The sequence below is a fragment of the Rhodanobacter sp. FW102-FHT14D06 genome (genome assembly GCF_043950705.1).
Lineage (GTDB): Bacteria > Pseudomonadota > Gammaproteobacteria > Xanthomonadales > Rhodanobacteraceae > Rhodanobacter.
Map to the genome: position 1 here is coordinate 792,713 of NZ_CP170722.1, position 25,482 is coordinate 818,194.

Sequence of the window (25,482 nt, forward strand, 5' to 3'; positions counted from 1 at the left end):
CGCGACGCCTCAGGGCGTGCCGGCGAACGCGTGATCCAGCCAGTCGTGCATCAGCCGGTAGCTGCGCGCCGCGGCCGCGGCGTCGTAGCGGCAGCCGGGCGAGTTCTCGCCGACCTCGGTGAAGCAGTGCACCGCGTGGCCGAGCACCACGAACTGCCAATCGGCGGGGCTCATGCGCATCTCGTCCATGAACTTGCCTGCGTCCGGCATGGTGCCCTTGTCGTCGGCGCCGTTCATCGCCAGCACGCGCGCCTTGATGTGTTTGGCCAGCATCGGATCGTCGGTGGCCAGCCCGCCGTGGAACGACACCACCGCCGCCACGTCGGCGCCGCTGCGCGCCAGGTCGAGCACCGCCGAGCCGCCGAAACAGAAACCGATCGCCGCCAGCTTCGCGGGATCGAGCGGCGCGCCGGCGACCTGCGCCTTCAATTGCTCCAGCGCCACGCCGATCCGCTTGCGCATCAGCGCGCGATCGCCATACAGCGGCTTCACCGCGGCCTGCGCCTGCGCATTCGTGGTCGGGCGCACGTCTGCACCGTACATGTCGGTGAGCAGGATCACGTAATCCTTGCCGGCGATCATCTCGGCCTTCTTCACGGCCGCGTCGTTCACGCCGTACCAGTTCGGCACCATCACCAGGCCGGGGCGTTTGACCAGCGTGGCGTCGTCGTAGACCAGCACGCTGTGGAAACGGGTGCCGTCCTGCGTCCATTCGACCGGGCGATGCACCATCTTCGCCTGGACGGCGAGGCTTGATCCGGCAAGCAACAGCAGACAGCAGAGTCGGGCGATGCGCATGGTCGATCCTCCGGTGGCGTTACGCTGCCCTCCCCTGCGCGTTCCCGAGGAACCTCCTTCGGTCGCAGGCGAGGGCAAAGATCTAAAGTCCTGCGGCGTGATCCGACAGGCGCCGCTTCAACGGCGCCAGCCGATCGAGCAAGCGCACGCCGACGGCGCGCGCGGCGACCAGCGGCGGCGACTGCCAGGCGTAGATGCGCGCGAGCGCGTCGAAGCCCAGCGCATCCAGCGTGTCGGCGCTGCGCCGGCGCCGCGCATAGCGACGCAGCACGTGTTCAGCGCCGATGTCGCGGCCTGCCGCACGCGCCTGGACCAGGGTGTCGCGCAGCTCGGCCACGTCGCGCAGGCCCAGGTTGACGCCCTGCCCGGCCAGCGGATGCACCGCATGCGCGGCGTCGCCCAGCAGCACGAAGCGCTCGGCCTGGTAACGCTCGGCCAGTTGCAGCTTCAACGGAAACGCGGCGCGCGACGTGCTGCCGGTGATCCGGCCCAGGCGGAAATCGCTGGCGGCGCCGAGCTCGTCGCAGAAGCGCCGGTCGTCCAGCGCCAGCACGCGCTGCGCCTCGGCCTCGGGCAGCGACCACACGATCGAGCTGCGCCCGTCGGCCAGCGGCAACAGGGCGAGCGGGCCGCCCGGCAGGAAGCGCTGCCACGCCGTATCTTCATGCGCGCGCTCGGTGTCTACATGCGCCACCACCGCACGCTGCGCGTAATCGCGCCCGCGCGTGCCGATGCCGGCGAGCTGGCGCAGCGGCGAGCCGGCGCCGTCGGCGGCCACCAGCACGGCAGCAGGCAGCGTCGCGCCGTCGGCCAGTTGCAACTGGATGCGATCGTCGCGCGCCTCGAAAGCCGTCACTTCGGCCGGACACAGCCGGCGGACACCAGCTGTTTCCAGCGCCTGCCACAGCGTCCATTGCACCAGGCTGTTCTCGACGATGCAGCCGAGCAGGTCGCGACCTTCCGCAGCGGCATCGAAGTCGATCGACGCGCCGCTGGCGTCGTCCCACACGTGCATGCGCCGGTAGACCGAGGCACGCGCCTGGTGGATGGACGTCCAGACGTCCATGTCATCCAGCAGCGCGATCGACGAGGGCGCCAGCCCGACCACGCGCAGGTCCACCTCGGCATCTGCGCACCACGGCCGCGGCGCCCGTGCTTCCAGCAGGGCGATGCTGAAACCCGCGCGGGCCAGCGCGAGTGCAGCCGCCGCGCCGACCATGCCGCCGCCGACCACGGCCACGTCGAGTGCCGCGGCGCGGCGGCGCGGGGCGAGCTCGCCGATGGCGGCGTTCATGGCACCCGCTCCAGCACGGCGCGCGGCGGCATACCGCGAAAGCCCATGCCGCGCCGCGCCAGCGCCCGCTGCAGCGGCGGCAACCGGTCGCAGGCCAGCAAGGCCAGCGAGCGCAGCGGCGCCAGCAAGGGTTGCCGTAGACAGGCCAGTTGCACGAGGCCGTGGCTCATCGCCATGGTGCCTTCGCGATCCGGCGCGCGGCGTGCCGCATAGCGGGCGAGCATGTCCGCGTCGCCGGGATCGGCCTGCGCGGCCACCAGCTCGGCCAGGGTCAGCGCATCGCGCAAGCCCAGGTTGAAGCCTTGCGCGCCGATCGGATGCACGGTTTGCGCGGCATTGCCGATCAGCACCGCGCGCGATGCGATCAATTGCGCCGCCGCGACGCGGTGGATCGCGTAGGGATGGCGCCTGCCCGGTCGGCTCAGTCGCCCCAGGCGCCAGCCGAAGCGTTGCTGCGCCAGCTCGATGAAGGCGGCGTCATCCAGTGCGGCCACCGCAGCCGCTTCGTCCGCGGCCACCGTCAACACCAGCCCGCAGCGGCGTTCGGCCAGCGGCAGCAAGGCGATCGGACCGGCATCGGAAAAACGCTCGAAGGCACGGCTGGCGTGATCGCGCTCGGGGGTGACGGTGCAGACGAACAGGGTCTGCCGATAATCGTGGTGCTCGGCGTCGATGCCCAGTTGCGTGCGCACGAACGAGCCGGTGCCGTCGGCGCCGACCAGCAGCGGCGTGTCGATGTGGCGTGTGCCGTCGGCGGTGTTGACCCGCGCGCGCCAACCGCCAGCCAGCGGTTCGAGCGCGGACAGCGTGGCGGGGGCGAGCCGGGTCAGCCGGGTACAGGCGTCGAGCCGGCGCAGCAGGGCCGTGCCGAGTTCGCGCGCCGGCAGGGTCCAGCCCAGCGCGTCGACGCCTTGCTTGTCTGCGTCGATGCGCGCGTTGCCGAATTCACCGGCACGGCTGACCCGGATGTGCCGGATCGGCGTGGCGCGGGCGGCAGCGTGCTGCCATACGCCGATCGCGTCGAGCCCGTTGACGGTGGCCCTGGCCAGCGCGAGGTTGCGCTCGTCGTAGCTGGGCTGCGCATCGGCGCGCGGCGCGGCGGTCTCGACCAGGGTGGCGGCGACACCGGCCGCGTCCAGTGCGATCGCCAGGCTGGCACCGACCAGGCCGCCACCGACGATCAATACGCTGCCGCAAACAGGGGAGCCGGAGGGTTTCATGCCACGGATGATACGCGTCGACGCCGCACCGACGCATCGGGCCGGCCGCATTGGGCTAAACTTGCACGCCTGTATCCCGCAGCGCCGCACGGAGTTCCCATGGCAACCTCAACGACCCGACGCCTGGTCATCTTCCTGGGCCTGGCCCTGGTGATGGGCGTCACCCGCTTCCACCCCTCGCTGCTGCATCATGCGTTGTGGGACGCTTCGTGGGGCGTGTTTTTCCTCGCCGGCTTCTGGTTGCGCGGCCAGGGCCGCTGGGCCTTCCCGCTGCTGATGGCGGAAGCCGTGCTGGTGGATTACCTCGTGATCAGCGGCCAGGGCATCGACTTCTGGAGCCATTACTGCGTGTCCCCGGCCTACTGGTTCCTGCTGCCGTCCTACGGCGCGCTGTGGCTGGGTGGCAGCTGGCTGGCGAAACACCAGCAGGGCCTGAACCTGCGTACGCTGGGCCTCGCGGCCGGCACGCTGCTGGTGGCCGAGGGCGTCTGCTACCTGATCTCCAACGGCAGCTTCTACTGGCTCAGCGCCAGCGTTCCCGCGCCGCGCAGCCTCGGTGCGTGGTTCGGCAACCTTGGCGACTGGTACCTGCCGTTCCTCACCGGCACCGCCGTCTACGTGGGGCTGGGTGCGCTGCTGCATGCGCTGGCAACCCAGCTGACGCACGCCGCGCCGCGCAGCAACCACGCCAGGCACTGACGTGGGCAACCGCCTCTCGCGGATCTACACGCGCACCGGCGACGATGGGTCGACTGGCCTCGGCGACGGCTCGCGCGTCGGCAAGGATTCGCCGCGGGTCAACGCCTACGGCACGGTCGACGAGCTCAACAGCACGATCGGCATGTTGCTGGCCGCCGATGGCGTCACCGACGAGGTGCGCGAGGTACTGACCCAGGTGCAGCATGACCTGTTCGACCTCGGCGGCGAGCTGTGCATCCCCGGCATGGCGATGGTCAACGACAGCGACATCGAACGGCTCGAGCACATCCTCGACCGGCTCAACGAGCCGCTGCCGCCGCTGAAGGAGTTCATCCTGCCCGGTGGCGGCATGGCCGCGGCCTGCGGCCACCTGGCGCGCACCGTGTGCCGCCGCGCCGAGCGCGAGGTGATCGCGCTGGCGCGGGTGGAGGATATCCGCACCCAGCCGCAGCGCTACCTCAACCGGCTGTCGGACCTGCTGTTCGTGATCTCGCGGGTGCTGGCGCGCGCCAGCGGCCACGGCGAAGTGCTGTGGCAACACGAGCGCCGCCCCAAGCCCAAGCCCTCCGCCTGAGCTGCCGCATGCTGCGGCTGTACACCCATTCCGCCTGCCTGCGGCACGATCCGGGGCCGGGCCACGTGGAACGGCCGGCGCGACTGCATGCGGTATTGCAGGCACTCGATCACGACCGCTACGCCGCGCTCGACCGTGTCGAGGCACCGCCGGCCACCCGCGAACAGCTGCTGCGCGTGCACGACGCGGGACACATCGGCGAAGTCCTGCTCGGCGCGCCGGCGGGCGAAATGCTGGCGCTGGACCAGGACACCGTGATGGGCCCCGGCTCGACCGAGGCGGCCCTGCACGCCGCGGGCGCCGTGGTGGCGGCGGTCGATGCGGTGCTCGGCGGCAGCGCGCAACGCGCTTTCTGCGCGGTGCGCCCGCCCGGCCACCACGCCACGCGCGAGCGGGCGATGGGCTTCTGCCTGTTCGACAACGTCGCGGTGGGCGCCGCCCACGCGCTGGCCGCGCACGGGCTCAAGCGGGTCGCCATCGCCGATTTCGACGTGCACCACGGCAACGGCACGCAGGACATCTTCGAACGCGAGCCGCGCGTGCTGTTCGCCTCCAGCCACCAGTCGCCGCTGTACCCGGACAGCGGCCACGAGGACGAGCGCGGCTGCGGCAACATCGTCAACGGCGTGTTGTCGCCCGGCGCCGGCTCGCATGAATTCCGCGAACTGTGGGATGCCGTGCTGCTGCCGCGCCTGCACGCGTTCCGGCCGCAATTGCTGCTGATCTCGGCCGGCTTCGACGCCCACGCCAACGACCCCCTGGCCGACATCCGGCTGAGCGAGGAAGACTACGCCTGGCTCACCGAGCGGCTGGTCGCGCTGGCCCGCCGCCATGCCGAGGGGCGCATCGTCTCCACCCTCGAAGGCGGCTACGACCTCGCCGCCCTGGCCGCCAGCGCCGCCGCCCACGTGCAGGCCCTGATGGAGTGAATCGGCGCCCGCAGCCAAGCCCGCGCTGAACGCGCGGACGCATCGGAGGGGGCGTTTCTGCTAACTTGACCAGCCTTCGAGGTCGGCAGGTTCCATCGTGACATCAACGTTTCCTCCACGTCGCCTGCTGGCAGTCGCCGCCGCGCTGGCGCTCTTCGGCGGCCAGCTTCCCGCCGCCTCCGCCGCCCCGGCGGCACGCAAGGCGCCGGACCCGGCCGACCAGAGTTGCCCGCTGGGCTCGTTCCACTGCGCACCGCGCCCACTCAACTACGCGATGTGCCGGCCCAACGCGCTGCTGGAGTTCTACGACCCGACGCTGAGCCGGGACAGCAGCCAGCGCGCGACCGCACCGGCGCACGTCACCGCGCAGCAGGTGGATAGCTCCGACCAGTCGGTCTACCACCTCTCCGGCGACGTGCTGCTGCAGCGCGCCGACCAGCAGCTGCAGGCCGATACGCTCGACTACAACGACTCGACCACCGACTACGATGCGCGCGGCAACGTGCGTTACCAGGAGGCCGGGCAACTGCTCGCCGCCTCGCACCTGCGCGGCAACACCAATGCCAGCCGCGGTGTGGCCGACGACGTGCGCTACCAGATGCTGGAATCGCGCGGCAATGGCGTGGCGCGCCAGGGACACATGCTGGATGCCGAGCGCACCCGCTATTCCATGGCCACGTATTCCACCTGCGATGTCGGCCACCACGTGTGGGAGTTCCGCGCCAAGTCGATCAGCATCGACAAGGCCAGCGGCGTGGGCGTGGCGCGCGATGCCACCATGCGCATCGGCAAGGTGCCGTTCCTGTACCTGCCGTACTTCACTTTCCCCACCGACGACCGGCGCAAGAGCGGCTTCCTCTACCCCACGCTGGGCAACACCAGCCGCGCGGGTTTCCAGCTCAGCACGCCCTACTACCTCAACCTGGCGCCGAACTACGACGCCACGCTGGACCCGCGCTACTACAGCCGCCGCGGCCCGCTGCTGGCGGGCGAGTTCCGCTACCTGGTGCCCGGCAGCAGCGGGCAGCTCAACGTGGAGTACGTGCCCGAGGACCGCGGCAAGAGCGACGGCCTGGCCGACACCACCGGCAAGTCGCGCCACCTGGTGTCCTTCTCCGACCGCACCGCCCTGTGGGACGGCTGGCGCTTCAACGGGACGTACAACCACGTATCCGACGCCAGCTACCTGTACGACTACGGCAATGCGATGTCGCACAGCCCGGTGTACAGCCTGAGCTCCGGTGCGGCGATCAGCGGCGGCGGCAAGTGGTGGGACGCCTCCTTCGGCGCCACCACCTACCAGAACACCAACCCGTTCGCGACCGACTCCGCACTGCCTTACCGGCAGCTGCCGTATGCGCTGTTCAGCGCGGAAGTGCCGCTGTCGCGCTGGCTGCAGGCGGGCGTGGACACCAGCGCGGTGATGTTCCGCAAGCCCGGCTACGTCGAGGGACAGCGCGAGGACCTCTACCCCTACCTCGCGGCCGATTTCGGCAGTGCCGCGTGGTTCGTGCGGCCGCGCCTGGCCTGGCGCTACACCGCCTACCAGCTAAGCGACGGCTACCAGGACTACGGGCGATTCGGGCGGCTCGGCGGCACGGCAGTGTCGCCGTTCACCGAGCAGTCGCCGACCCGCTCGCTGCCGATCGTCAGCCTCGACTCGGGATTGATGTTCGACCGCAGCACCTCGCTGTTCGGCACGCACTACACGCAGACGCTGGAACCGCGCCTGTACTACCTCTACGTGCCGTACCGCGACCAGGACAACCTGCCGCTGTTCGATACCAACCTGATGTCGTTCGACTACTGGCAACTGTTCTCGACCAACCAGTTCTCCGGCGCCGACCGCCAGATGGACGCGAACAACGTCACCGCGGCGCTGACCACGCGCCTGCTGGACGACGATGGCGTCGAGCGGCTGTCGGCCAGCATCGGCCAGATCCGCTACCTCAGCCGGCAACGCGTGCTGGGCACCGACTGGACCGGCTCGGCCTACGTGGCCCAGCTCGACCTGCAATTGAACGACCGCTGGCGGGTGAACAGTTCCTGGCAGTGGAGCCCGAACAGCCGCGCCGTGGAGGCGGCCACGTTCGGTCTGCAGCGGCGCCTCGGTGATGCGGGCATCGTCAACCTCGCCTACCACTATCGGCGCGGCCGGCTGGAACAATACAGCGCCTCGGCGGTCTATCCGCTGTCGGACAGGTGGCGGTTGTTCGGCGCCTGGGCGTTTGCCCCGGCGATCGACACCACCTACAAGCTCCCCAGCGGCACCGTCGACGCGATGCTTGGCGTGGAGTACGACAGCTGTTGCGTCACCCTGCGGCTGGTCGACCGCAATTACGTCAACCAGTCCTACTACGGCACCACGTCGCCACCTTCCGGAAGCAACCTCAATCGGCGCGACAACGCGATCATGTTCGAAATCGTATTCAAGGGGCTGGGCTCGACCGGCGGCCAGATCGAACCGCTGCTGCGCCGTGATATTCTCGGCTATCAATAATCCATCGCCTCGGCGATCCAGGCTTTTTTCTCGATGAAGCAATTCCTTGCATCCCTCCTGCTCGCCCTGGCGATCGCCGTGCCTGCCCATGCGCAGTTGCTGCAGTCGGCCGCACCGGCGAACCAGTCGCTCGATCGCATCGTCGCGGTGGTCAACGACGACGTCATCCTGCAGAGCGAGCTGGACGACGCGGTGCGCACGATCCAGCAGCAGTACGCCGGCCGCGGGCAACTGCCGCCGATGGACGTGGTGACGCGGCAGGTGCTGAACCGGCTGATCCTGATGCGCCTGCAGGTGCAGCGCGCGCAGGAACAAGGCATCTCGGTGTCCAGCGCCGACGTCGACCGCGCGGTCCAGGGCGTGGCGCAGCAGAACCGGCTCACCCCCGAGCAGTTGCGCGCGGCGGTCGAGCAGCAGGGCGGCAGCTTCGCAGCATTCCGCAAGGAACTGAGCGACCAGATCACCGTGCAGCGGCTGCACCAGAACGTGGTGCAAAGCTCGGTCTCGGTGACCGACAGCGAGATCGACAACCTGCTCGACAGCCCCACCTACAAGGCCGGCGAAGTGCACCTGGCGCACATCCAGGTGAGCATCCCCGGTGGCGCGGACGCCGCGGCGATCCAGGCCAGCCAGGCCAAGGCCGAGCAGGCCGCCGCCGCCGTCCAGGGCGGCATGGATTTCGGCGCCGCCGCGATCCGCTACTCCGACGCTTCCGATGCACTGGAAGGCGGCGACCTCGGCTGGCGGCGCATGGACGAGATTCCGCCGGCGTTCGCCGACACGGTCGTCACGATGAAGCCTGGCCAGGTCAGCCAGATCCTGCGCGGCCCTACCGGCTTCCACATCCTCAAGCTGGTCGACCAGCGCAAGGGCGACCGCAAGATCGTCACCGAGTACCACGCGCGGCAGATCCTGATCAAGCCGAGCGAGCTGCTGAGCTCCGCCCAGGCACAGCAGAAGGCGCAGGACCTGTACCACCGCATCGTCGACAAGCACGAGGACTTCGCCGCGCTGGCGAAGGAGTTCTCCAAGGACGACACCACCGCCAACATCGGCGGCGACATGGGCTGGTTCCAGCCCTCGGCGTGGGGCGCGACGATCGCCGCCAAGCTGGCTTCGCTGAAGGACGGCCAGGTATCCGAGCCATTCCAGAGTGAAGCAGGCTGGCATCTGCTGGAGCGCCTGGGTACGCGCCAGAGCGACCAGACCGTGGAGATCGAGCGCAACCAGGCGCGCCAGGCCATCGGCAACCGCAAGGCCGAGCAGGTCTACGACGACTACCTGCGCGACCTGCGTTCCAACGCCTACATCGAAATCCTCGTGCCGTCCCTGCGCGAACCCGAGCAGGCGCCCGCCGACGGCGCCGCACCCCAGGCCAGCTGAGCGCGATGGCGCTCACCCGGCTGGCCGTCACCGCGGGCGAGCCGGCCGGCGTCGGTGCGGAACTGCTGGTGCGGCTGGCCGGTACGTCGCTGGCGGCAAGCCTCGTCGCGATCACCGACCGCCACCTGCTCGAGCGCGCGGCGACACGCTGCGGCATGCACCTCGAATTGATCGACGACGACGGCGCACCGGCAGACTCCCGCGCCGCCGGCGCGCTGCGCGTGCGTCACGTGCCGCTGGCGACGAGGGAAGTGCCCGGCCACCCCGACCCGCGCAACGCGAGCCACGTGCTGGCCACCCTGGCCGAGGCCGCCGACGGCTGCATGGCCGGCCGTTATGCCGCGGTGATCACCGCGCCACTGCAGAAGTCCTCGATCAACGATGCCGGCGTCGCCTTCCGCGGACACACCGAATTCTTCGCCGAACGCGCGGGCGCCGAGGTGGTGATGATGCTGGCCAGCCCGCAGCTGCGCGTGGCGCTGGCCACCACCCACCTGCCGCTGTCGGCCGTACCGGCGGCGATCACGCCCGCATTGCTGACCCGCGTGCTGCGCATCGTGGACGCCGAACTGCGCGGCAAGTTCGGCATCGACCAGCCACGCATCGCCGTGCTCGGACTCAATCCGCATGCCGGCGAGGGCGGCCACCTGGGCCGGGAAGAAATCGATACGCTGATCCCCGTGCTGGACGTCTTGCGCGGCGAGGGCATGCAGCTGCTCGGCCCGCTGCCCGCCGACACCGCCTTCGTGCCGGCGCAACGCACGCATTACGACGCGGTGCTGGCGATGTACCACGACCAGGCCTTGCCGGTGCTGAAGAGCGAAGCGTTCGATTGCACCGTGAACGTCACCCTGGGCCTGCCCTTCATCCGCACCTCGGTGGACCACGGCACCGCGCTGGATCTGGCCGGCACCGGCCGCGCCGATCCGTCCAGCCTGATCGCCGCAGCCAACCTCGCCATGACGCTGGTGGCGCGAAGGCGAGGAGTGAGTGGAGAGGAGTGAGGAGCGAGAGAGCCGCTCGCGCACTCATCTCCCCGACCTTCCACACAGTCACTCCTCACTCCTCATTTCTCACTGCTCGCTCTGCCCCATGACCGCACGCCCCAAGAAAAGCTTCGGCCAGCACTTCCTGCACGACCGCCAATGCATCGAGCGCATCGTCGCGGCGATCGCACCGCGCGACGACGATTTCCTGGTCGAGATCGGCCCGGGCGAAGGCGCCCTGACGCTGCCCCTGCTGGGCGCGGCAGGCAAGCTCACGGCGATCGAGCTGGACACGGATCTGATCCCCGCCCTGCGTGCGCGCGCCGCCACGGTCGGTGCGCTGCACGTCGTGCACGCCGACGTGCTGAAGGTCGACTTCACCGCGATGGCGCACAGTCACGGCGTGCCGCGGTTGCGGCTGGCCGGCAACCTGCCCTACTACATCTCCAGCCCGATCCTGTTCCACTGCGTCGAGCACGCGGCGGCGATCGAGGACATGCATTTCATGCTGCAGAAGGAAGTCGTCGACCGGATGGCTGCCGCACCGGGCAGCAAGGTATACGGCCGGTTGTCGGTAATGCTGCAGCTGGCGTGCCGGGTGGAACCGCTGTTCGACGTGCCGCCGGAGTCGTTCCGGCCGCCGCCGAAGGTCGACTCTGCCGTAGTGCGACTGCAGCCGCTGCCGCCGGAAGAACGGCACGACGCCGACCCGGCGCAACTCTACGCCGTGGTGAAGGCGGCGTTCGCGCAACGGCGCAAGACGCTGTCCAACGCACTCAAGCAGGTGATGGACAGCGACGCGATCCGCCGCGCCGACGTGGACCCGCGCGCACGCGCCGAAACGCTGTCGCCGGCGGATTTCGTGCGTCTGGCCAAGGTCGTTCCGCCGGCGCAGTGAAGCCGTCGCGCACGCGCCGCCCCATTGGCGAGCGCAGGCCTTACAATCCGGGCATGACCGAACAATCCCCCTACACGATCGACGTGCAGGTGCAAACCCGTTTCGTTCCCGACCAGTCCAGGCCCGGGGACAACCGTTACGTTTTCGCCTACACCATCACCCTGCGCAACGCCGGCCAGCTGCCCGCGCGCCTGCTCGCACGGCGCTGGCAGATCACCGACGCGAACGGCAAGGTCGAGGAAGTGAGCGGCGACGGCGTGGTCGGCGAACAGCCGTGGATGCGCCCCGGCGAGGATTTCGAATACACCTCCGGCGCGGTGCTGGAGACGCCGGTGGGCATCATGGGCGGCAGCTACCAGATGCTCGCCGACGACGGCACCGAGTTCGAGGCGCCGATCCCGACCTTCACCCTGTCCATCCCGCGTACGCTGCACTGATGGCCCGGGACTGACATGGCTACGTACGCCATCGGCGACGTGCAGGGCTGCTATCCCGAATTGCAACGCCTGCTGGAGAAACTGCGCTTCGACCCCGCGCGTGACCAGCTGTGGTTCTGCGGCGACCTGGTCAACCGCGGCGGGCAGTCGCTGGAAACACTGCGACTGATCCACGACCTGCGCGACTCGTGCATTGTCACGCTGGGCAACCACGACCTCAGCCTGCTGGCGATCGCGCAGCGCAAGCCGGAGGCGCAGGCGCGGGTGAACCCCGAACTGCGCGAGGTGCTGTTTGCCGACGATGCGCCGGTGCTGTTCGAATGGCTGCGCTCGCAGAAGCTGATGCACCACGACGAACAGCTCGACTGGGCGATGGTGCATGCCGGCCTCGCACCGGTGTGGACGCTGCGCCAGGCGTTGCGTGCCGCCCAGGAGGTCGAGCGCGAGCTGTCCAGTCCGCGCCACTCGCGCCTGCTGCGCAACCTGTTCGGCAATCGTCCCGCGCAGTGGTCGAGCCGGCTGCAGGGCCAGGACCGTTACCGCGCCACCATCAACACCATGACGCGCATGCGCTACTGCGACGTCAACGGGCGCATCGACTTCGACGCCAAGGGCATCCCCGGCACGCAGAAGCCCGGCCTGTACCCGTGGTTTGCCGTGCCCGGCATGCGTCGACGCGACGTGCGTATCGTCTGCGGCCACTGGTCGGCGCTGGGCCGATTCGACGGACTGGGCGTGCACGCGATCGACACCGGCTGCGTCTGGGGCGGCAAGCTCACCGCACTGCAACTGGACGGCGAGGGGACGCACTACATCACCGTCAACGCCGAGCCGCATCGCAAGCGGCCGCCAGGCGGCGAGGACTGAAAGGCGAGGAGTGAGTGGAGAGGAGTGAGGAGTGAGAGCGGGCCGGACAGCTTTCTCTCACTCCTCACTCCTCTTCACTCACTCCTGCTTTTGTCTCAGCTCAGCTGTCCGTGACAATGCTTGTACTTCTTGCCGGAGCCGCAGGGGCATGGCTCGTTGCGGCCGACCTTGGGGCCGGCATGCTGCACCGGTTGCGCGGCCAGGTGGGCACCGTCTTCCGGGGCCGCGCCGGCATTGCCGAACGCATCGGGCGGCGCGCCGCCGCCGGTGGCGAGCATCTGCTTCTGCAGGCGCTCGGCCATGCGCTGCTGCTCGGCCTCCATCGCGGCGACTTCCTCCTCGCTGCGGATGCGGATGCGCGCAAGCATCTGCACCACCTCGGACTTGATCCGCGCCAGCATGTCGGAGAACAGCTTGAACGCCTCGCGCTTGAACGCCTGCTTCGGGTCCTGCTGCGCGTAGCCCACCAGCGAGATGCCCTGGCGCAGGTAATCCATGCTGGAAAGATGGTCCTTCCAGGCGTTGTCGACCACGGTCAGCATCACGTGCTTTTCGAGCTGGCGCATGGTCTCGGCCCCGATCTGCGCCTCCTTGCCGTGGAACAGCTCGGCGACCGCCTCGTCCACGTGCTTGCGGATCATCTCGGCGTCGATCTCGCTCTGCTGCTCGACCCAGTGCTTGAGGTCGAGCGACAGGTTGAACTGGCTCTCCAGCTCGCGATCCAGGCCGGCGATATCCCACTGCTCGTCGATGGTCTGCGGCGGCACGTAGGCCTGCACCAGGGTCTGCACCACATCCTCGCGGATGTCGGCGACGGTGGCCGCGACCTCCTCGCCCTCCAGCAATTCGTCACGCTGGGTGTAGATCACCTTGCGCTGGTCGTTGGCGACGTCGTCGAACTCCAGCAGGTGCTTGCGGATGTCGAAGTTGTGCTGCTCGACCTTGCGCTGGGCCTTCTCGATCTGCCGGCTGATCATGCGATCTTCCAGCGCGTCGTCGTCCTTCATGCCGAAGCGCTTCATCCAGCGCACCAGGCCTTCGCCGCCGAAGATGCGCAGCAGGTTGTCCTCCAGCGACAGGTAGAAGCGCGAGGAGCCCGGGTCGCCCTGGCGGCCGGAACGACCGCGCAGCTGGTTGTCGATGCGCCGCGATTCGTGCCGCTCGGTGCCGATGATGTGCAGGCCGCCGGCGGCCAGCACCTGCTCGTGCCGCTTCTTCCACTCGGCCTTGACGCGCGCGCGGTCCACCTCGCTGGCGCCTTCGGGCAGTTCGGCCAGCGCGGCCTCGAGACTGCCGCCGAGCACGATGTCGGTACCGCGGCCGGCCATGTTGGTGGCGATGGTGACCTGGCCGGGCGCGCCGGCCTGCGCCACGATGTGCGCCTCGCGCTCGTGATGCTTGGCGTTGAGCACCTCGTGCGCCACGCCCGCCTTCTTCAGCAACCCGGACAGCAGCTCGGACACCTCGATCGAGGTGGTGCCGACCAGCACCGGCTGGCCGCGCTTGTGGCAGTCCTTGATGTCCTCGATCACCGAGTTGTACTTCGGTGTCTGCGACAGGAAGATCATGTCCGGGTTGTCCTTGCGGATCATCGGCTTGTGGGTGGGGATCACCACCACCTCCAGGCCGTAGATGCTCTGGAACTCGAACGCCTCGGTATCGGCCGTGCCGGTCATGCCGGCCAGCTTCTTGTACATGCGGAACAGGTTCTGGAACGTCACCGTGGCCAGCGTCTGGTTCTCGCGCTGGATCGGCACGCCCTCCTTCGCCTCGACCGCCTGGTGCAGGCCGTCGGACCAGCGCCGGCCGGCCAGGGTACGGCCGGTGAACTCGTCGACGATGATCACTTCGCCATCGCGCACGATGTAGTCGACATCGCGCTGGTAGATGCCGTTGGCGCGCAGGGCGGCGTTGAGATGATGAACCACCGCGAGATTCTTGGAGTCGTACAGGCCGCTGTCCTGGTCGATCACGCCGGCCTCGCGCAGCAGCTCGTCCGCGTGCTGCATGCCGGCCTCGGACAGATGCACCTGCTTCTGCTTCTCGTCGACCCAGTAGTCGCCCTCGCTGTCTTCCTCGGCCTGGCGGATCATCCGCGGCACGATCTTGTTCACCGCGATGTACAGCTGCGGGGAATCCTCCGCCGGGCCGGAGATGATCAGCGGCGTGCGCGCCTCGTCGATCAGGATCGAGTCGACCTCGTCGACGATGGCGTAATGCAGGCCGCGTTGGTAGCGCTGCTCCTTGCTGAGCGCCATGTTGTCGCGCAGGTAGTCGAAGCCGAACTCGTTGTTGGTGCCGTAAGTGATGTCGGCCGCATACGCCGCGTGCTTGTCGGCGTGGTCCATGCCCGGGTACACCACGTCGACGGTCAGGTCGAGGAAGTTGTACAGCTTGCTCATCTGCGCCGAGTCGCGCCGCGCCAGGTAGTCGTTGACGGTGACCACGTGCACGCCTTTGCCCGCGATCGCGTTGAGGTATACCGGCAGCGTCGCCACCAGGGTCTTGCCTTCGCCAGTGCGCATCTCGGCGATCTTGCCCTGGTGCAGCACCATGCCACCGATCAACTGCACGTCGTACGGACGCATGCCCAGGGTGCGGCGCGAGGCCTCGCGGGCCACCGCGAAGGCTTCCGGCAGCAGCTTGTCCAGTGATTCGCCGGCGGCGTAACGCTGCTTGAACTCGGCAGTCTTGCCGCGCAACGCGGCATCGTCCAGTTTCTCCATCTCCGGTTCCAGCGCATTGATGCGATGGACCGTACGTGAAAGCTGACGCAGCACACGCTCGTTGCGGCTGCCAAACAGACTCGTCAGGGCACGATTGAACATCGATTTTCCGGTTGGGGGAACAAGACGCCCGCTGCACGCGCGAGCCAATCGGGCATGTTACTACATGCCCGGTACGGCTCACCCGCTCTGGCGGGATGGAGGTGCCCGCGCCGCGCGGGAACGCCGGCGAACCGTCAGGAACTGGCGGCTGCCGGGACCGGATTCAAGGGATCAGGGCATCCCTAGCGGTGGCTGCGCACGAACGCCAGCGGGTTGACCACGCGATCGTGGTACCAGACCTCGAAATGCACGTGCGAGCCGGTGGAGCGGCCGGTGGAGCCGGCCTGCGCGATCACGTCGCCGACCTGCACATGCTGGCCGGGATGCACGTCCAGCTTGCTGTTGTGGGCGTAGCGGGTCATGTAGCCGTTGCCGTGGTCGATCTCGACCACGTTGCCGTAGCCGCGACGCACGCCGGCGAAGGTCACCATGCCTTCGGCCACGGCATGCACCGGCGTGCCGAACGGCGTGGCGATGTCGATGCCGGTGTGCCGCGCCGACTGGCCGTCGAACGGGTCGGGACGCACGCCGAAATAGGATGAGATGTAGCCATGCACGGGCATGCCGGTGGGCTTCAGGTTCGACTCGATGCGGGCATCGAGCAACAGGCTCTGCAGCGCCGACAACTGCGCCTGCTGGACGTTGAACTGGCCGGTGAGGCGGTCGATGCCGGCCTCCAGCGAGGGCGGCATGGCGTAACCGGTGCTGCTGGTGTCCTCGACACCACCGACGGCGGGCGGCTGGTCGAAGTTGAACTCGCCGCTGTCGAGCTTGCCCACCTGCACCAGGCGCTCACCGAGCGCGTTCAGGCGGGTCGACTGCGCCTGCAGCTGGCCCAGCTTGAGCGCCAGGGCATCCAGGCTGCGCTGCGCATCCGCGCGCACGCCGCCAAGTTCGGCGTTCTGCCGGCGGATCTGCTGCTGCAGGTCGTGGATCTGGCTCAGCGCGCGGTCGCGCGGGCTGGCGATGGCGAGGGTCAGCGCGCCGCCCAGGGCCAGGCAGCCCAACACGCCCAGCGACAACATCGAGAACAGCTTCCAGCGCACCCGCCGGCTGGCCAGATCCAGGGTTTTAGGCAGCTTGCGGGCACGTGAGACGAGTATGATCTGCATGTCTTTCCAAAATCGAATGTCGGCACCATGCACCGCGCGGAACCCGCCACTTCCCGTCGCCGCGACAACGGACCGAAATCCCTTGCCGATTGCGGCTCCTTCGCGTCGCTGGCCCGAAAGGCCGACGCGCTGGAAGCGCTGGACCGCGCACTGCGCCAGACGTTGCCATCGCCGCTGCGCGAACAGGTCAGATTCGCCAATCTGCGCAACAACCGCCTCGTCTTCCTGGCGTCTTCACCGGCCTGGGCGTCACGCCTGCGCTTGATGCAGGCACAGATCCTTGCCTCCGCAAGCGCCGTCGGCGCCTGCGCCAGTTCAGTCACCGTGAAAGTGGCTCCCCAACCACCGGCCGTTACCGTGCCGGAGCAGTCAAAACCGCTTTCGCCAGCCGCGGCCGCCCACCTCAGGGCTGCCGCTGCCTCGTCCACAGACCCCGAATGGCGGGATCTGTTCCTTCAGCTGGCGTCCTTCGCCGAAACCGCTGATTCCCCCGAGAACCCTTCGTACTGAAAGGCGTTCCTGCGAGACGCGCCGCGTCTTGCCCCCGCGGGCTGACCCGCGCGAGCAGCGTTTATACCACGTGAAGAGTTAATGAAAAGTCCAGCCCTCGCGGGGCTGTGACCCAACCCGCGCGGCGAGTGTGTCGCGGTCAACAAAAATGGCCGGATCGTGCGATCCGGCCATTCGGGTGGGCAGTGCCGGAACAGGCCGGCGTGGTTTCGGGTGTCAGATCGCCTGGGCCGGGTGCGCGTAGGAGATCGGCGACACCGCCGGATCCTCGTGGTAGCTGACCTCTTCCCACGCCGAGGCATCGGCGATCAGGGCGCGCAGCAGCTTGTTGTTCAACTCGTGGCCCGACTTGTGCGCGTGATAGGCGCCGATCAGGCTGTGGCCGAGCAGGTACAGGTCGCCGATGGCGTCCAGGATCTTGTGCTTGACGAACTCGTCCTCGTAACGCAGGCCGTCCTCGTTGAGCACGCGGTAGTCGTCGAGCACCACGGCGTTGTCCATCGAGCCGCCCAGCGCCAGGTTGTGCTCGCGCAGCATCTCGATGTCACGCATGAAACCGAAGGTGCGCGCGCGGCTGACTTCCTTGACGAAAGAGGTGGTGGAGAAGTCGATCTCGGCGCGCGAGGTGCGCTTGGAGATGATCGGGTGGTTGAAGTCGATCGAGAAGCCCACCTTGAAGCCTTCGAACGGCTCGAAGCTGGCCCACTTGTCGCCTTCCTGCACCTTGATCGGCTTCTTGATGCGGATGAAGCGCTTGGCCACCGGCTGCTCCTCGATGCCGGCGGACTGCAGCAGGAACACGAACGGTCCCGCACTGCCATCCATGATCGGCACTTCCGGCGCCGACAGGTCGACGTAGGCGTTGTCGATGCCGAGCCCGGCCATCGCCGACAACAGGTGTTCGACGGTGGCCACGCGCACTTCACCATTCATGAGCGTGGTGGACAGGCGTGTGTCGCCGACGTTGTCCTGGCGTGCGCGGATGTCCACCGGCGGATCGAGATCCGTCCGACGGAAAACGATGCCCGTGTTCGGCGCGGCGGGACGCAAGGTCATGTAGACCTTGTCGCCCGTGTGCAAGCCGACACCGGTCGCCCGGATGATGTTTTTAAGCGTACGCTGCTTGATCATTATTGTTGGGACCCGTGGAGGCAGCAGCCAATCAGGAGCGGATGCTAACACAGTTTTAACCTGGGATAAAAGCAAACCGCACCGTACAGTCTGGTTAAGCCTTCATCTTTCTTTCATCCTTGGGAACTGGCGCACATTTGGCGCCCGCCAGCGCCGAAAGATAAGGAGCGAAGCCCGGGCCTGGGACGGGAATCCGGCCCGGGACATCGCTTCGGCACCGCGGCGACAAATCCGCGGCCCTGCCCCGCGCGCCCATCCCGGCGCACGGCATCGGGTGCCAACCAACCGCCGTCGCCGCAGCCATCGTCGCGCCATCGCGGACCTTGCAAACAGCCTGCCGCAAGGCAGCCATTCGTGAGGCAATGGAGTGACTGACCGACCCGGCGGGCGATCGTTCAACGCATCGACATGCTCCGCAATGCTCCTCAATCAGCCTGCCGGCGCAGGAATGCCGGAATGTCCAGGTAATCGAGGCCGGCGTCGCCATGCTTGGCCGCTGCGCTGGACTCGGTCCGACCCTGCACCTCCGGCTGGGCATAGTCCACCACCTCGTTGCCGGTGCCGGTACGCAGCACCACCGGGCGCGGACGCATCTGCATCTGCTGGGTTTCGACCATGCGGATCGGCGGCTGGCTGCGCGAGGCATTGGCGCGGTTGAGGCCGGTGGCCACCACGGTCACGCGCACGTCGTCCTTCATGTCCGGGTCCAGCGAGGTGCCGATCACCACGGTGGCGTCTTCGCTGGCGAAGTCGTGGATGATGCGGCCGATCTCGTCGAACTCGCGCATGGTGAGGTTCGGACCGGCAGTGACGTTGACCAGGATGCCGCAGGCGCCGTTCAGGTTGACGTCCTCCAGCAGCGGGTTCTTGATCGCCGCCTCGGCCGCCGCCTGGGCGCGATCGTCACCGCGGGCGGTGCCCGAGCCCATCATGGCCAGGCCCATCTCCGACATCACGGTGCGCACGTCGGCGAAGTCGACGTTGATCAGGCCAGGGGCGGTGATCAGGTCGGCGATGCCCTGCACGGCGCCCTGCAGCACGTCGTTGGCGGCCTTGAACGCGTTGAGCAGGGTGACCTCGCGGCCGAGCACGCTGAGCAGCTTCTCGTTCGGCACGGTGATCAGCGAGTCGACGTGCTGCGACAGGTCCTCGATGCCCTTCAGGGCGACCTGCATGCGCCGGCGGCCCTCGAACGGGAACGGCTTGGTGACGACCGCGACCGTCAGGATGCCCTTCTCCTTGGCCAGCTGCGCCACCACCGGCGCCGCGCCGGTGCCGGTGCCGCCGCCCATGCCGGCGGTGATGAACACCATGTCGGCGCCTTCGAGCATCGCCTCGATCCGTTCGCGATCCTCCAGCGCGGCCTGCCGGCCGACCTCGGGATTCGCGCCGGCGCCGAGACCCTTGGTCACGTTGCCGCCGAGTTGCAGGTGGGTGCGCGAGCCGCAGTTGGTCATCGCCTGGGCATCGGTATTGGCGACGACGAACTCGACGCCTTCGATGTTGGCGTTGAGCATGTGCGCCACGGCATTGCCACCGCCGCCGCCCACGCCGATCACCTTGATGACTGCATTGGGTGCAAGTTTATCGATCAGTTCAAACATTTCCCGTCCTCCGTAGAGTTGTTGTCGTTTTAACCGCGGGGAGCGACTCCTGTCGGCCCGTGGTGGTGGGTGGCTTTCCTTCCACCCGGGGCGGCAGCTCCTGCGCCGCCCGAAACCGCATTGCTAGAAATTCCGCGTGAGCCAGCCGCGCAGCTTGTCGATCATCCCGCCCATGCTGCTGCCCACCGGTCCGCCGACCCGCGCGCCGCCGGCGCGCGCGCCATGCAGCAGCAGACCTACGCCAGTGGCATGCAACGGACTGGAAACCACCTCGCCGAGACCCTCGACTTGCTGCGGCAGGCCGATGCGCACCATCTTGTGGAAGATCTCCTCGGCCAGCTCCAGCGCACCTTCCATCTTCGAGGCGCCGCCGGTAAGCACCACGCCGGCGGCGACCAGGCTCTCGTAGCCGGAGCGGCGCAACTGGTCCTGCACCATCTCGAAGATTTCCTCGTAGCGCGCCTGCACGCTCTGCGCCAGCGACTGCCGCGCCAGCCGGCGCGGCGGGCGGTCGCCGACGCTGGGCACCTGGATGGTTTCCTCCGCGTGCGCCAGCCCGGTCAGCGCGCAGGCGTACTTGATCTTGATCTCCTCCGCGTGCGCGGTGGGCGTGTGCACGCCGTAGGCGATGTCGCTGGTGACCTGGTCGCCGCCGACCGGCAGCGACGCGGTGTGGCGAATCGAGCCCTGGGTGTAGATCGCGATGTCGGTGGTGCCCGCGCCGATGTCGACCAGGCACACGCCGAGCTCGCGCTCGTCGTCGGTCAGCACCGCCTTGGCGCTGGCCAGCGCGGAAGGAACCAGCTCATCGACGGTGAGTCCGCAGCGCTGGATGCACTTGGAGATGTTCTGCACCGCGGCGGCAGCGCCGGTGACCAGGTGCACGTTGGCCTCCAGCCGCACGCCGCTCATGCCGACCGGGCGGCGGATGCCGTCCTGGCCGTCGATGCGGTATTCCTGCGACTCCTTGTAGAGCACCTTGCGGTCGGCCGGGATCGCCACCGCGCTGGCGGCCTCCAGCACCTGTTCCAGGTCGGCGGCGGTGACCTCGCGCTCGCGGATCGCCGCGTTGCCGTGCGAGTTGCGCGTTTCCAGGTGGCTGCCGGAGATCGAGGCGTAGACCGATCGGATGTCGCAACCGGCCATCAGCTCGGCCTCCTCCACCGCGCGCTGGATCGAGTGCACGGTCGATTCGATGTCGACCACCGAGCCACGCTTCATGCCGCGCGAGACGTGGGTGCCGATGCCGATCACGGTGATCGGCTCGCCCGGTTCGTACTCGCCGACGATCGCCACCACCTTGGAGGTGCCGATGTCCAGGCCGACGACCAGCTGCTTTTCATTGCGCGTTTTCATGGCGAGACAGTCATGAGCGGGGTGAACCTCCAGCCGGGGCGCCGGCCGCGTCGGGCCAGCGCACGGCAAAGCCGTTGGTGTAGCGAAGATCGGCGTAAACGAAGCCGTCGGCATGGCCGGCGATCAGCTGCGGGTAGACGTCGAGGAAACGATGCAGCCGGCGGCCGGCCTGCTCGCGGTCGCCGATCACGATGCGCGCGCCGCTGCCGGTGGTGACGCTCCAGCTGCCGCGTTCGGTCAGCGCCACGCCATTGATGCGCAGGTGGGTGCCGGCAAACGCCTTGCTGACATCGGCGTAGAAGCTCACCACCTCGGCCAGCCGCGCATCCGGACCACTCAGGCCGGGCAAGGCGGTCAACTGATCTACGCCGGGGGCGTCGAACACGCGGCCCTGGCGGCTGATCAGCTGCCTGTCATTCCAGCGCGCGAACGGCTGGCGCTCGTAGATGCGCAGTTGCAAGGTATCGGGCCAGCGCTTGCGCGCCTCCACCGACTCCACCCACGGCAACGCGGCGACAGCCTTCTGCACCGCATCGAGATCCAGCGCGAAGAAACCCTTGCCCAGTCGCGGCAGCACCGCCGTGCGGATCTCGGCAGCAGTGACGTGCTTGAACTCCGCCTGCACGGTCAGCTGGGTCACCGGCCAGCGATCGGCGGCAAACCACCCGCGCAGCAGCCCGACGACCGGCAACGCGACGAGCGCGATGGCCAGGCACCAGGCAGCGAGGCGGATGGGGCCTTTCACTTTGCGTCTCCTTCGGAGTCGCGGGAATAGGGAATAGGGAATGGGGAATAGGCAGAGCCGGCGTCTGCTGTTTGATGTTCCGATTCCCTATTCCCTATTCCCCATTCCCGCTGGAAGCTTGTTTCCAGCACACGCCAGCACAGTTCCTGGTAGTCGATGCCGGCGGCGGCGGCGGCCTTGGGCACCAGCGAGTGCGAGGTCATGCCGGGAGCGGTGTTGACCTCCAGCAGCCAGGGACGGCCGTTGCGGTCGCGCATCACGTCGACGCGGCCCCAGCCGGCGCAGCCCAGCGCGTCGAACGCAGCCAGCGACAGCACCGCCAGTTCGTCCGCCGCGGCACCTTCGGCACCGGGGCAGATGTACTGGGTGTCCTCGGCCACGTACTTGGCGTTGTAGTCGTAGAACGCTCCCTTGGGCACGATATGGATGCTCGGCAGCACCTGGCGGCCGAGAATGGCGACGGTGAGTTCGTCGCCCTCGATCAGGGTTTCCATCAGCAAATCGCCCGGATAGCGCTCGGCCAATTCGACCGCCGCGGCCAGGTCCTGCTCGGCGAACACCCGGGTCACGCCGACGCTGGAGCCTTCGCATGCGGGCTTGACGATCAGCGGATAGCCGATCCGCCGCGCCGCGGCGAGCACGTCCGCGCCACGCGGCAGCGCGGCGAAGGTCGGCGTGGACAGGCCCAGCGATTGCCACACGCGCTTGGAGCGGGTCTTGTCCATCGACAACGCCGAGCCGAGCACGCCCGAACCGGTGTACGGCACGTGCAGCGATTCCAGCGCACCTTGCAGCACGCCATCCTCGCCACCGCCGTGCTGGCCGTGCAGGATGTTGAACACACGCGCGAAGTGGCCCGCGCGCAGCGCGTCGAGCAGGGCCGGGATACCGTCGATCGCATGCGCGTCGATGCCGCGCGCGCGCAGCGCGGCCAGCACGTTGCGGCCGGAATCCAGCGACACCTCGCGCTCGGCCGAGCTGCCGCCCATGACCACCGCTACACGGCCGAACTGCGCGGGATCGGTGATGCGGGAGGTGCCGGGATTCGTGATTGCGGCCATCATGCGGCCCCCTTCGTCTTGAGTTGGCCGGCGTTCGCCAGCTCGACCGCCGCCGCGCCGATGTCGCCGGCGCCGAGCAGCAGCAACAGGTCGCCGTCGTGCAGCAGGCTGGGCAGGCTGGTGCGGAACTCGCGCGGATGCTCGACCAGCACCGGGTCGACCTTGCCGCGCGCACGCACGGCACGCGCCAGCGCGCGGCCGTCGGCGCCGGCGATCGGCGCCTCGCCGGCCGGGTACACATCGGTCAGCACCAGCACGTCGGCGTCGGCCAGCACGTTGGCAAAATCGTCCAGCAGGTCGCGCGTGCGGCTGTAGCGGTGCGGCTGGAAGGCCACTACCAGGCGCCGCTCCGGCCAGCCGCCGCGCACCGCCGCGAACACCGCCGCAATCTCGCGCGGGTGGTGGCCGTAGTCGTCGACCAGCAGCACGCGGCCGCCATCGATGGCGAGCTCGCCGCGCCGATGGAAGCGCCGGCCCACGCCCTGGAAACCCTTCAGTGCGGCGGCGATCGCCGCCACCTCGACACCGAGCTGCCAGCCGATCGTGGCGGCGGCCAGCGCGTTGAGCACGTTGTGCCGCCCGGGCAGGTTCAGCGTGACCGGCACGGCCGCCGCGCCATCGGGCAACTGCAGTTCGAAATGCATCTCGAAACCCTGCTGGCGCAGGTTCAGCGCGCGCACGTCGGCGTCCGCGCTGTCGATGCCGTAACGGATCACCCGGCGATTGGTGGCCTTGGCCAGCGCGGCCACTTCCGGGTCGTCCACGCACAGCACCGCCAGGCCGTAGAACGGCAGCCGGTGCAGGAAATCGGCGAACGCCTTCTTCACCTCGGCGAAGTCGCCGTGGTAGTTCTCCAGGTGGTCGGCGTCGATGTTGGTGATCGCGGCGATCACCGGCGACAGTAGCAGGAACGAGCCGTCCGACTCGTCCGCTTCAGCCACCAGGTACTGGCCGGTGCCGAGCCGCGCGTTGGCGCCGGCCGCATTGAGCTGGCCGCCGATCACGAAGGTCGGGTCGTAACCGGCCTCGGCCAGGACGCTGGCGGTGAGGCTGGTGGTGGTGGTCTTGCCGTGCGTGCCGGCGATCGCGATGCCGCGGCGAAAACGCATCAGCTCGCCCAGCATTTCCGCACGCGGGATCACCGGGATGCGCGCCGCGAGAGCAGCAGCCAGCTCCGGGTTGTCCGCCTTGATCGCGCTGGAGGTGACCACCACGTCGGCGCCGGCGACGTTCTCCGCGGCGTGGCCCACGTGCACGGTGAGGCCCAGCCGCTGCAGCCGCTGCACCGTGGGTGAGCCGGCACGGTCGGAACCGGACACCGCGTAGCCCAGGTTGTGCAGCACCTCGGCGATGCCGCTCATGCCCACGCCGCCGATGCCGATGAAATGCACCCGGCGAAACGTGCTCATCGGGTCCTGCTGGGCGGAGAGCCGGCTCATGCGGCCACCTCCGTGCAGGCGCGCGCGATCACCTGCGCCGCGTCGGGCTTGGCCAGCGTGCGTGCCGCTTCGGCCATGGCCAGCAGGGCGGTTCGATCGCCGAGCAGCGCAGCCAACCGCTGCGCCAGTTGTTGGTTGTCCAGTGCATTCTCCTGCATGATCTCGGCGGCGCCGACCGCCGCAAGCACCTCCGCGTTGCGCGTCTGGTGGTCGTCCACCGCGTACGGAAACGGCACCAGCAAGGCGCCGAGCCCGGCGGCGGAAAGTTCGGCCAGGGTCAGCGCACCAGCACGGCAGACCGCCAGGTCCGCCCAGCCGTAGGCATCGGCCATGTCGTCGATGAAGGCCACCACGCGCGCTTCCACGCCGGCCTGCGCATACGCCGCGCGTGCCTCGTCGAGGCCACGACTGCCGCACTGGTGCAACACCTCGGGACGCTGCCCGGGTTCGAGTCGGGCCAGCGCCTGCGGCACCGCGAGATTCAGCGCACGCGCCCCAAGGCTGCCGCCCAGCACCAGCAGGCGTGGCGCACCCGGGCGATCGGCCATGCGTTGCGCCGGCGGCGGCAGCGCGCCGATCACCGCACGCACCGGATTGCCGACCCACTGCGCCTGCGGCAGCACGCCGTCGAAGCCGGCCAGCACGCGGCGCGCCAATGCGGCCAGCTTGCGGTTGGTGAAACCGGCCACGCGATTCTGTTCATGCACCAGCAGCGGCCGCCGCAGCAGCCACGCGGCGAGACCGCCGGGGCCGGCCACGTAGCCACCCATCGACAGCACGCTGCGCGGACGCAGCCGCCGCAGCAACGCCAGCGAGGCAAGAAGCGCACGCAGCAGCATCAGCGGCGCCAGCAGGCGGGTCTTCCAGCCTTTTCCGCGCAAACCGCCCACCGCCACCGTGTGCAACTCGATCCCGTGCGCCGGCACCACCCGCGTCTCCATCCCGCCGACCGCCCCCAGCCACGCCACCGGCACACCTTGCCCGCGCAGGCATTCGGCCACCGCCAGTCCCGGGAAGATGTGTCCACCGGTGCCGCCGGCCATGATGAGCACCGGTCGCGGATCGGCAAAAGCAGGCCGCGCCCCGCGCCGGTCTTCGCCCATTCCCGATT

The 25,482-nt window shown here is 68.7% G+C and carries 22 protein-coding genes; 10 read left to right on the forward strand and 12 right to left on the reverse strand.

Annotated elements, in window-relative coordinates; all coding sequences use genetic code 11:
* Positions 1-9: 9 nt before the first annotated feature.
* The 3 genes from ACFCQI_RS03935 to ubiH all read right to left on the reverse strand — a co-directional run bounded on the left by ACFCQI_RS03935 (position 10) and on the right by ubiH (position 3,312).
* On the reverse strand, positions 10-798 hold the full coding sequence (locus ACFCQI_RS03935; RefSeq protein ID WP_395120079.1) for a dienelactone hydrolase family protein: 789 nt from the start codon (positions 796-798) through the stop codon (positions 10-12).
* 82 nt (positions 799-880) lie between these two features.
* Positions 881-2,092, reverse strand: coding sequence for a UbiH/UbiF/VisC/COQ6 family ubiquinone biosynthesis hydroxylase (locus tag ACFCQI_RS03940; RefSeq protein WP_395120080.1), 1,212 nt, complete (start codon positions 2,090-2,092; stop codon positions 881-883).
* Positions 2,089-3,312, reverse strand: a complete 1,224-nt coding sequence (ubiH, locus tag ACFCQI_RS03945) for a 2-octaprenyl-6-methoxyphenyl hydroxylase (RefSeq protein ID WP_395120081.1) — start codon at positions 3,310-3,312, stop codon at positions 2,089-2,091. Before ubiH ends, ACFCQI_RS03940 begins: the two co-directional genes overlap by 4 nt.
* 99 nt (positions 3,313-3,411) lie before the next feature.
* Here ubiH and ACFCQI_RS03950 point away from each other — a divergent pair, with 99 nt between their 5' ends.
* The 9 genes from ACFCQI_RS03950 to ACFCQI_RS03990 all read left to right on the forward strand — a co-directional run bounded on the left by ACFCQI_RS03950 (position 3,412) and on the right by ACFCQI_RS03990 (position 12,585).
* Entirely contained in the window at positions 3,412-4,011 is a 600-nt protein-coding gene (locus tag ACFCQI_RS03950) for a hypothetical protein (RefSeq protein WP_395120082.1), read from the forward strand.
* 1 nt (position 4,012) lies between these two features.
* Positions 4,013-4,585: a cob(I)yrinic acid a,c-diamide adenosyltransferase gene (locus ACFCQI_RS03955; protein WP_395120083.1), complete on the forward strand. Its 573-nt coding sequence runs from the start codon at positions 4,013-4,015 to the stop codon at positions 4,583-4,585.
* 8 nt (positions 4,586-4,593) lie between these two features.
* Entirely contained in the window at positions 4,594-5,514 is a 921-nt protein-coding gene (locus ACFCQI_RS03960) for a histone deacetylase family protein (RefSeq protein WP_395120084.1), read from the forward strand.
* Positions 5,515-5,611: 97 nt separating this feature from the next.
* Complete coding sequence (locus tag ACFCQI_RS03965; protein ID WP_395120085.1) at positions 5,612-8,014, forward strand: LPS-assembly protein LptD; 2,403 nt, start codon at positions 5,612-5,614, stop codon at positions 8,012-8,014.
* A 33-nt stretch (positions 8,015-8,047) separates the two neighbouring features.
* Positions 8,048-9,397, forward strand: a complete 1,350-nt coding sequence (locus ACFCQI_RS03970; protein WP_395120086.1) for a peptidylprolyl isomerase — start codon at positions 8,048-8,050, stop codon at positions 9,395-9,397.
* A gap of 5 nt (positions 9,398-9,402) precedes the next feature.
* On the forward strand, positions 9,403-10,401 hold the full coding sequence (pdxA, locus tag ACFCQI_RS03975; protein ID WP_395120087.1) for a 4-hydroxythreonine-4-phosphate dehydrogenase PdxA: 999 nt from the start codon (positions 9,403-9,405) through the stop codon (positions 10,399-10,401).
* Positions 10,402-10,489: 88 nt separating this feature from the next.
* Positions 10,490-11,281, forward strand: a complete 792-nt coding sequence (gene rsmA / locus ACFCQI_RS03980) for a 16S rRNA (adenine(1518)-N(6)/adenine(1519)-N(6))-dimethyltransferase RsmA (protein ID WP_395120088.1) — start codon at positions 10,490-10,492, stop codon at positions 11,279-11,281.
* A 53-nt stretch (positions 11,282-11,334) separates the two neighbouring features.
* Positions 11,335-11,718, forward strand: a complete 384-nt coding sequence (apaG, locus tag ACFCQI_RS03985) for a Co2+/Mg2+ efflux protein ApaG (RefSeq protein WP_395120089.1) — start codon at positions 11,335-11,337, stop codon at positions 11,716-11,718.
* Between the two features lie 15 nt (positions 11,719-11,733).
* Entirely contained in the window at positions 11,734-12,585 is an 852-nt protein-coding gene (locus ACFCQI_RS03990) for a symmetrical bis(5'-nucleosyl)-tetraphosphatase (RefSeq protein WP_395120090.1), read from the forward strand.
* Between the two features lie 95 nt (positions 12,586-12,680).
* On the opposite strand, the gene secA is transcribed toward ACFCQI_RS03990, so the two are convergent.
* Complete coding sequence (gene secA, locus ACFCQI_RS03995) at positions 12,681-15,413, reverse strand: preprotein translocase subunit SecA (RefSeq protein ID WP_395120091.1); 2,733 nt, start codon at positions 15,411-15,413, stop codon at positions 12,681-12,683.
* Between the two features lie 182 nt (positions 15,414-15,595).
* On the reverse strand, positions 15,596-16,525 hold the full coding sequence (locus tag ACFCQI_RS04000) for a peptidoglycan DD-metalloendopeptidase family protein (RefSeq protein WP_395120092.1): 930 nt from the start codon (positions 16,523-16,525) through the stop codon (positions 15,596-15,598).
* 27 nt (positions 16,526-16,552) lie between these two features.
* Between ACFCQI_RS04000 and ACFCQI_RS04005 the strand changes: the two genes are divergently transcribed.
* A complete protein-coding gene (locus tag ACFCQI_RS04005) occupies positions 16,553-17,035 on the forward strand; it encodes a DciA family protein (RefSeq protein ID WP_395120093.1) in 483 nt (160 codons plus the stop codon).
* 216 nt (positions 17,036-17,251) lie between these two features.
* Here the strand turns inward: ACFCQI_RS04005 and lpxC are convergent, their stop codons facing one another.
* The 7 genes from lpxC to murG form a co-directional block, all read right to left on the reverse strand.
* On the reverse strand, positions 17,252-18,166 hold the full coding sequence (gene lpxC, locus ACFCQI_RS04010; RefSeq protein WP_395120094.1) for a UDP-3-O-acyl-N-acetylglucosamine deacetylase: 915 nt from the start codon (positions 18,164-18,166) through the stop codon (positions 17,252-17,254).
* Between the two features lie 425 nt (positions 18,167-18,591).
* A complete protein-coding gene (ftsZ, locus tag ACFCQI_RS04015) occupies positions 18,592-19,770 on the reverse strand; it encodes a cell division protein FtsZ (protein ID WP_395120095.1) in 1,179 nt (392 codons plus the stop codon).
* Positions 19,771-19,893: 123 nt separating this feature from the next.
* Complete coding sequence (ftsA, locus tag ACFCQI_RS04020; RefSeq protein WP_395120096.1) at positions 19,894-21,126, reverse strand: cell division protein FtsA; 1,233 nt, start codon at positions 21,124-21,126, stop codon at positions 19,894-19,896.
* Between the two features lie 10 nt (positions 21,127-21,136).
* Complete coding sequence (locus tag ACFCQI_RS04025; RefSeq protein WP_395120097.1) at positions 21,137-21,871, reverse strand: cell division protein FtsQ/DivIB; 735 nt, start codon at positions 21,869-21,871, stop codon at positions 21,137-21,139.
* Entirely contained in the window at positions 21,868-22,932 is a 1,065-nt protein-coding gene (locus ACFCQI_RS04030; RefSeq protein ID WP_395121240.1) for a D-alanine--D-alanine ligase, read from the reverse strand. The genes ACFCQI_RS04025 and ACFCQI_RS04030 overlap by 4 nt, the downstream gene beginning before the upstream one ends.
* Positions 22,932-24,371 (reverse strand): UDP-N-acetylmuramate--L-alanine ligase, encoded by a 1,440-nt coding sequence (gene murC, locus ACFCQI_RS04035; protein ID WP_395120098.1) that lies wholly within the window; start codon positions 24,369-24,371, stop codon positions 22,932-22,934. Before murC ends, ACFCQI_RS04030 begins: the two co-directional genes overlap by 1 nt.
* On the reverse strand, positions 24,368-25,474 hold the full coding sequence (gene murG, locus ACFCQI_RS04040; protein WP_395121242.1) for an undecaprenyldiphospho-muramoylpentapeptide beta-N-acetylglucosaminyltransferase: 1,107 nt from the start codon (positions 25,472-25,474) through the stop codon (positions 24,368-24,370). Before murG ends, murC begins: the two co-directional genes overlap by 4 nt.
* Between the last annotated feature and the right edge of the window lie 8 nt (positions 25,475-25,482).

Coding starts and splice junctions, on each gene's coding strand:
- ACFCQI_RS03935 (WP_395120079.1), bottom strand. CDS start 798: ATGCGCATCGCCCGACTCTGCTGTCTGCTGTTGCTTGCCGGATCAAGC.
- ACFCQI_RS03970 (WP_395120086.1), top strand. CDS start 8,048: ATGAAGCAATTCCTTGCATCCCTCCTGCTCGCCCTGGCGATCGCCGTG.
- ACFCQI_RS03990 (WP_395120090.1), top strand. CDS start 11,734: ATGGCTACGTACGCCATCGGCGACGTGCAGGGCTGCTATCCCGAATTG.
- ACFCQI_RS03940 (WP_395120080.1), bottom strand. CDS start 2,092: ATGAACGCCGCCATCGGCGAGCTCGCCCCGCGCCGCCGCGCCGCGGCA.
- apaG (WP_395120089.1), top strand. CDS start 11,335: ATGACCGAACAATCCCCCTACACGATCGACGTGCAGGTGCAAACCCGT.
- ACFCQI_RS04005 (WP_395120093.1), top strand. CDS start 16,553: ATGCACCGCGCGGAACCCGCCACTTCCCGTCGCCGCGACAACGGACCG.
- secA (WP_395120091.1), bottom strand. CDS start 15,413: ATGTTCAATCGTGCCCTGACGAGTCTGTTTGGCAGCCGCAACGAGCGT.
- ftsA (WP_395120096.1), bottom strand. CDS start 21,126: ATGAAAACGCGCAATGAAAAGCAGCTGGTCGTCGGCCTGGACATCGGC.
- murG (WP_395121242.1), bottom strand. CDS start 25,474: ATGGGCGAAGACCGGCGCGGGGCGCGGCCTGCTTTTGCCGATCCGCGA.
- pdxA (WP_395120087.1), top strand. CDS start 9,403: ATGGCGCTCACCCGGCTGGCCGTCACCGCGGGCGAGCCGGCCGGCGTC.
- ACFCQI_RS04000 (WP_395120092.1), bottom strand. CDS start 16,525: ATGCAGATCATACTCGTCTCACGTGCCCGCAAGCTGCCTAAAACCCTG.
- rsmA (WP_395120088.1), top strand. CDS start 10,490: ATGACCGCACGCCCCAAGAAAAGCTTCGGCCAGCACTTCCTGCACGAC.
- murC (WP_395120098.1), bottom strand. CDS start 24,371: ATGAGCCGGCTCTCCGCCCAGCAGGACCCGATGAGCACGTTTCGCCGG.
- ftsZ (WP_395120095.1), bottom strand. CDS start 19,770: ATGTTTGAACTGATCGATAAACTTGCACCCAATGCAGTCATCAAGGTG.
- ACFCQI_RS04030 (WP_395121240.1), bottom strand. CDS start 22,932: ATGGCCGCAATCACGAATCCCGGCACCTCCCGCATCACCGATCCCGCG.
- lpxC (WP_395120094.1), bottom strand. CDS start 18,166: ATGATCAAGCAGCGTACGCTTAAAAACATCATCCGGGCGACCGGTGTC.
- ACFCQI_RS03960 (WP_395120084.1), top strand. CDS start 4,594: ATGCTGCGGCTGTACACCCATTCCGCCTGCCTGCGGCACGATCCGGGG.
- ACFCQI_RS03950 (WP_395120082.1), top strand. CDS start 3,412: ATGGCAACCTCAACGACCCGACGCCTGGTCATCTTCCTGGGCCTGGCC.
- ubiH (WP_395120081.1), bottom strand. CDS start 3,312: ATGAAACCCTCCGGCTCCCCTGTTTGCGGCAGCGTATTGATCGTCGGT.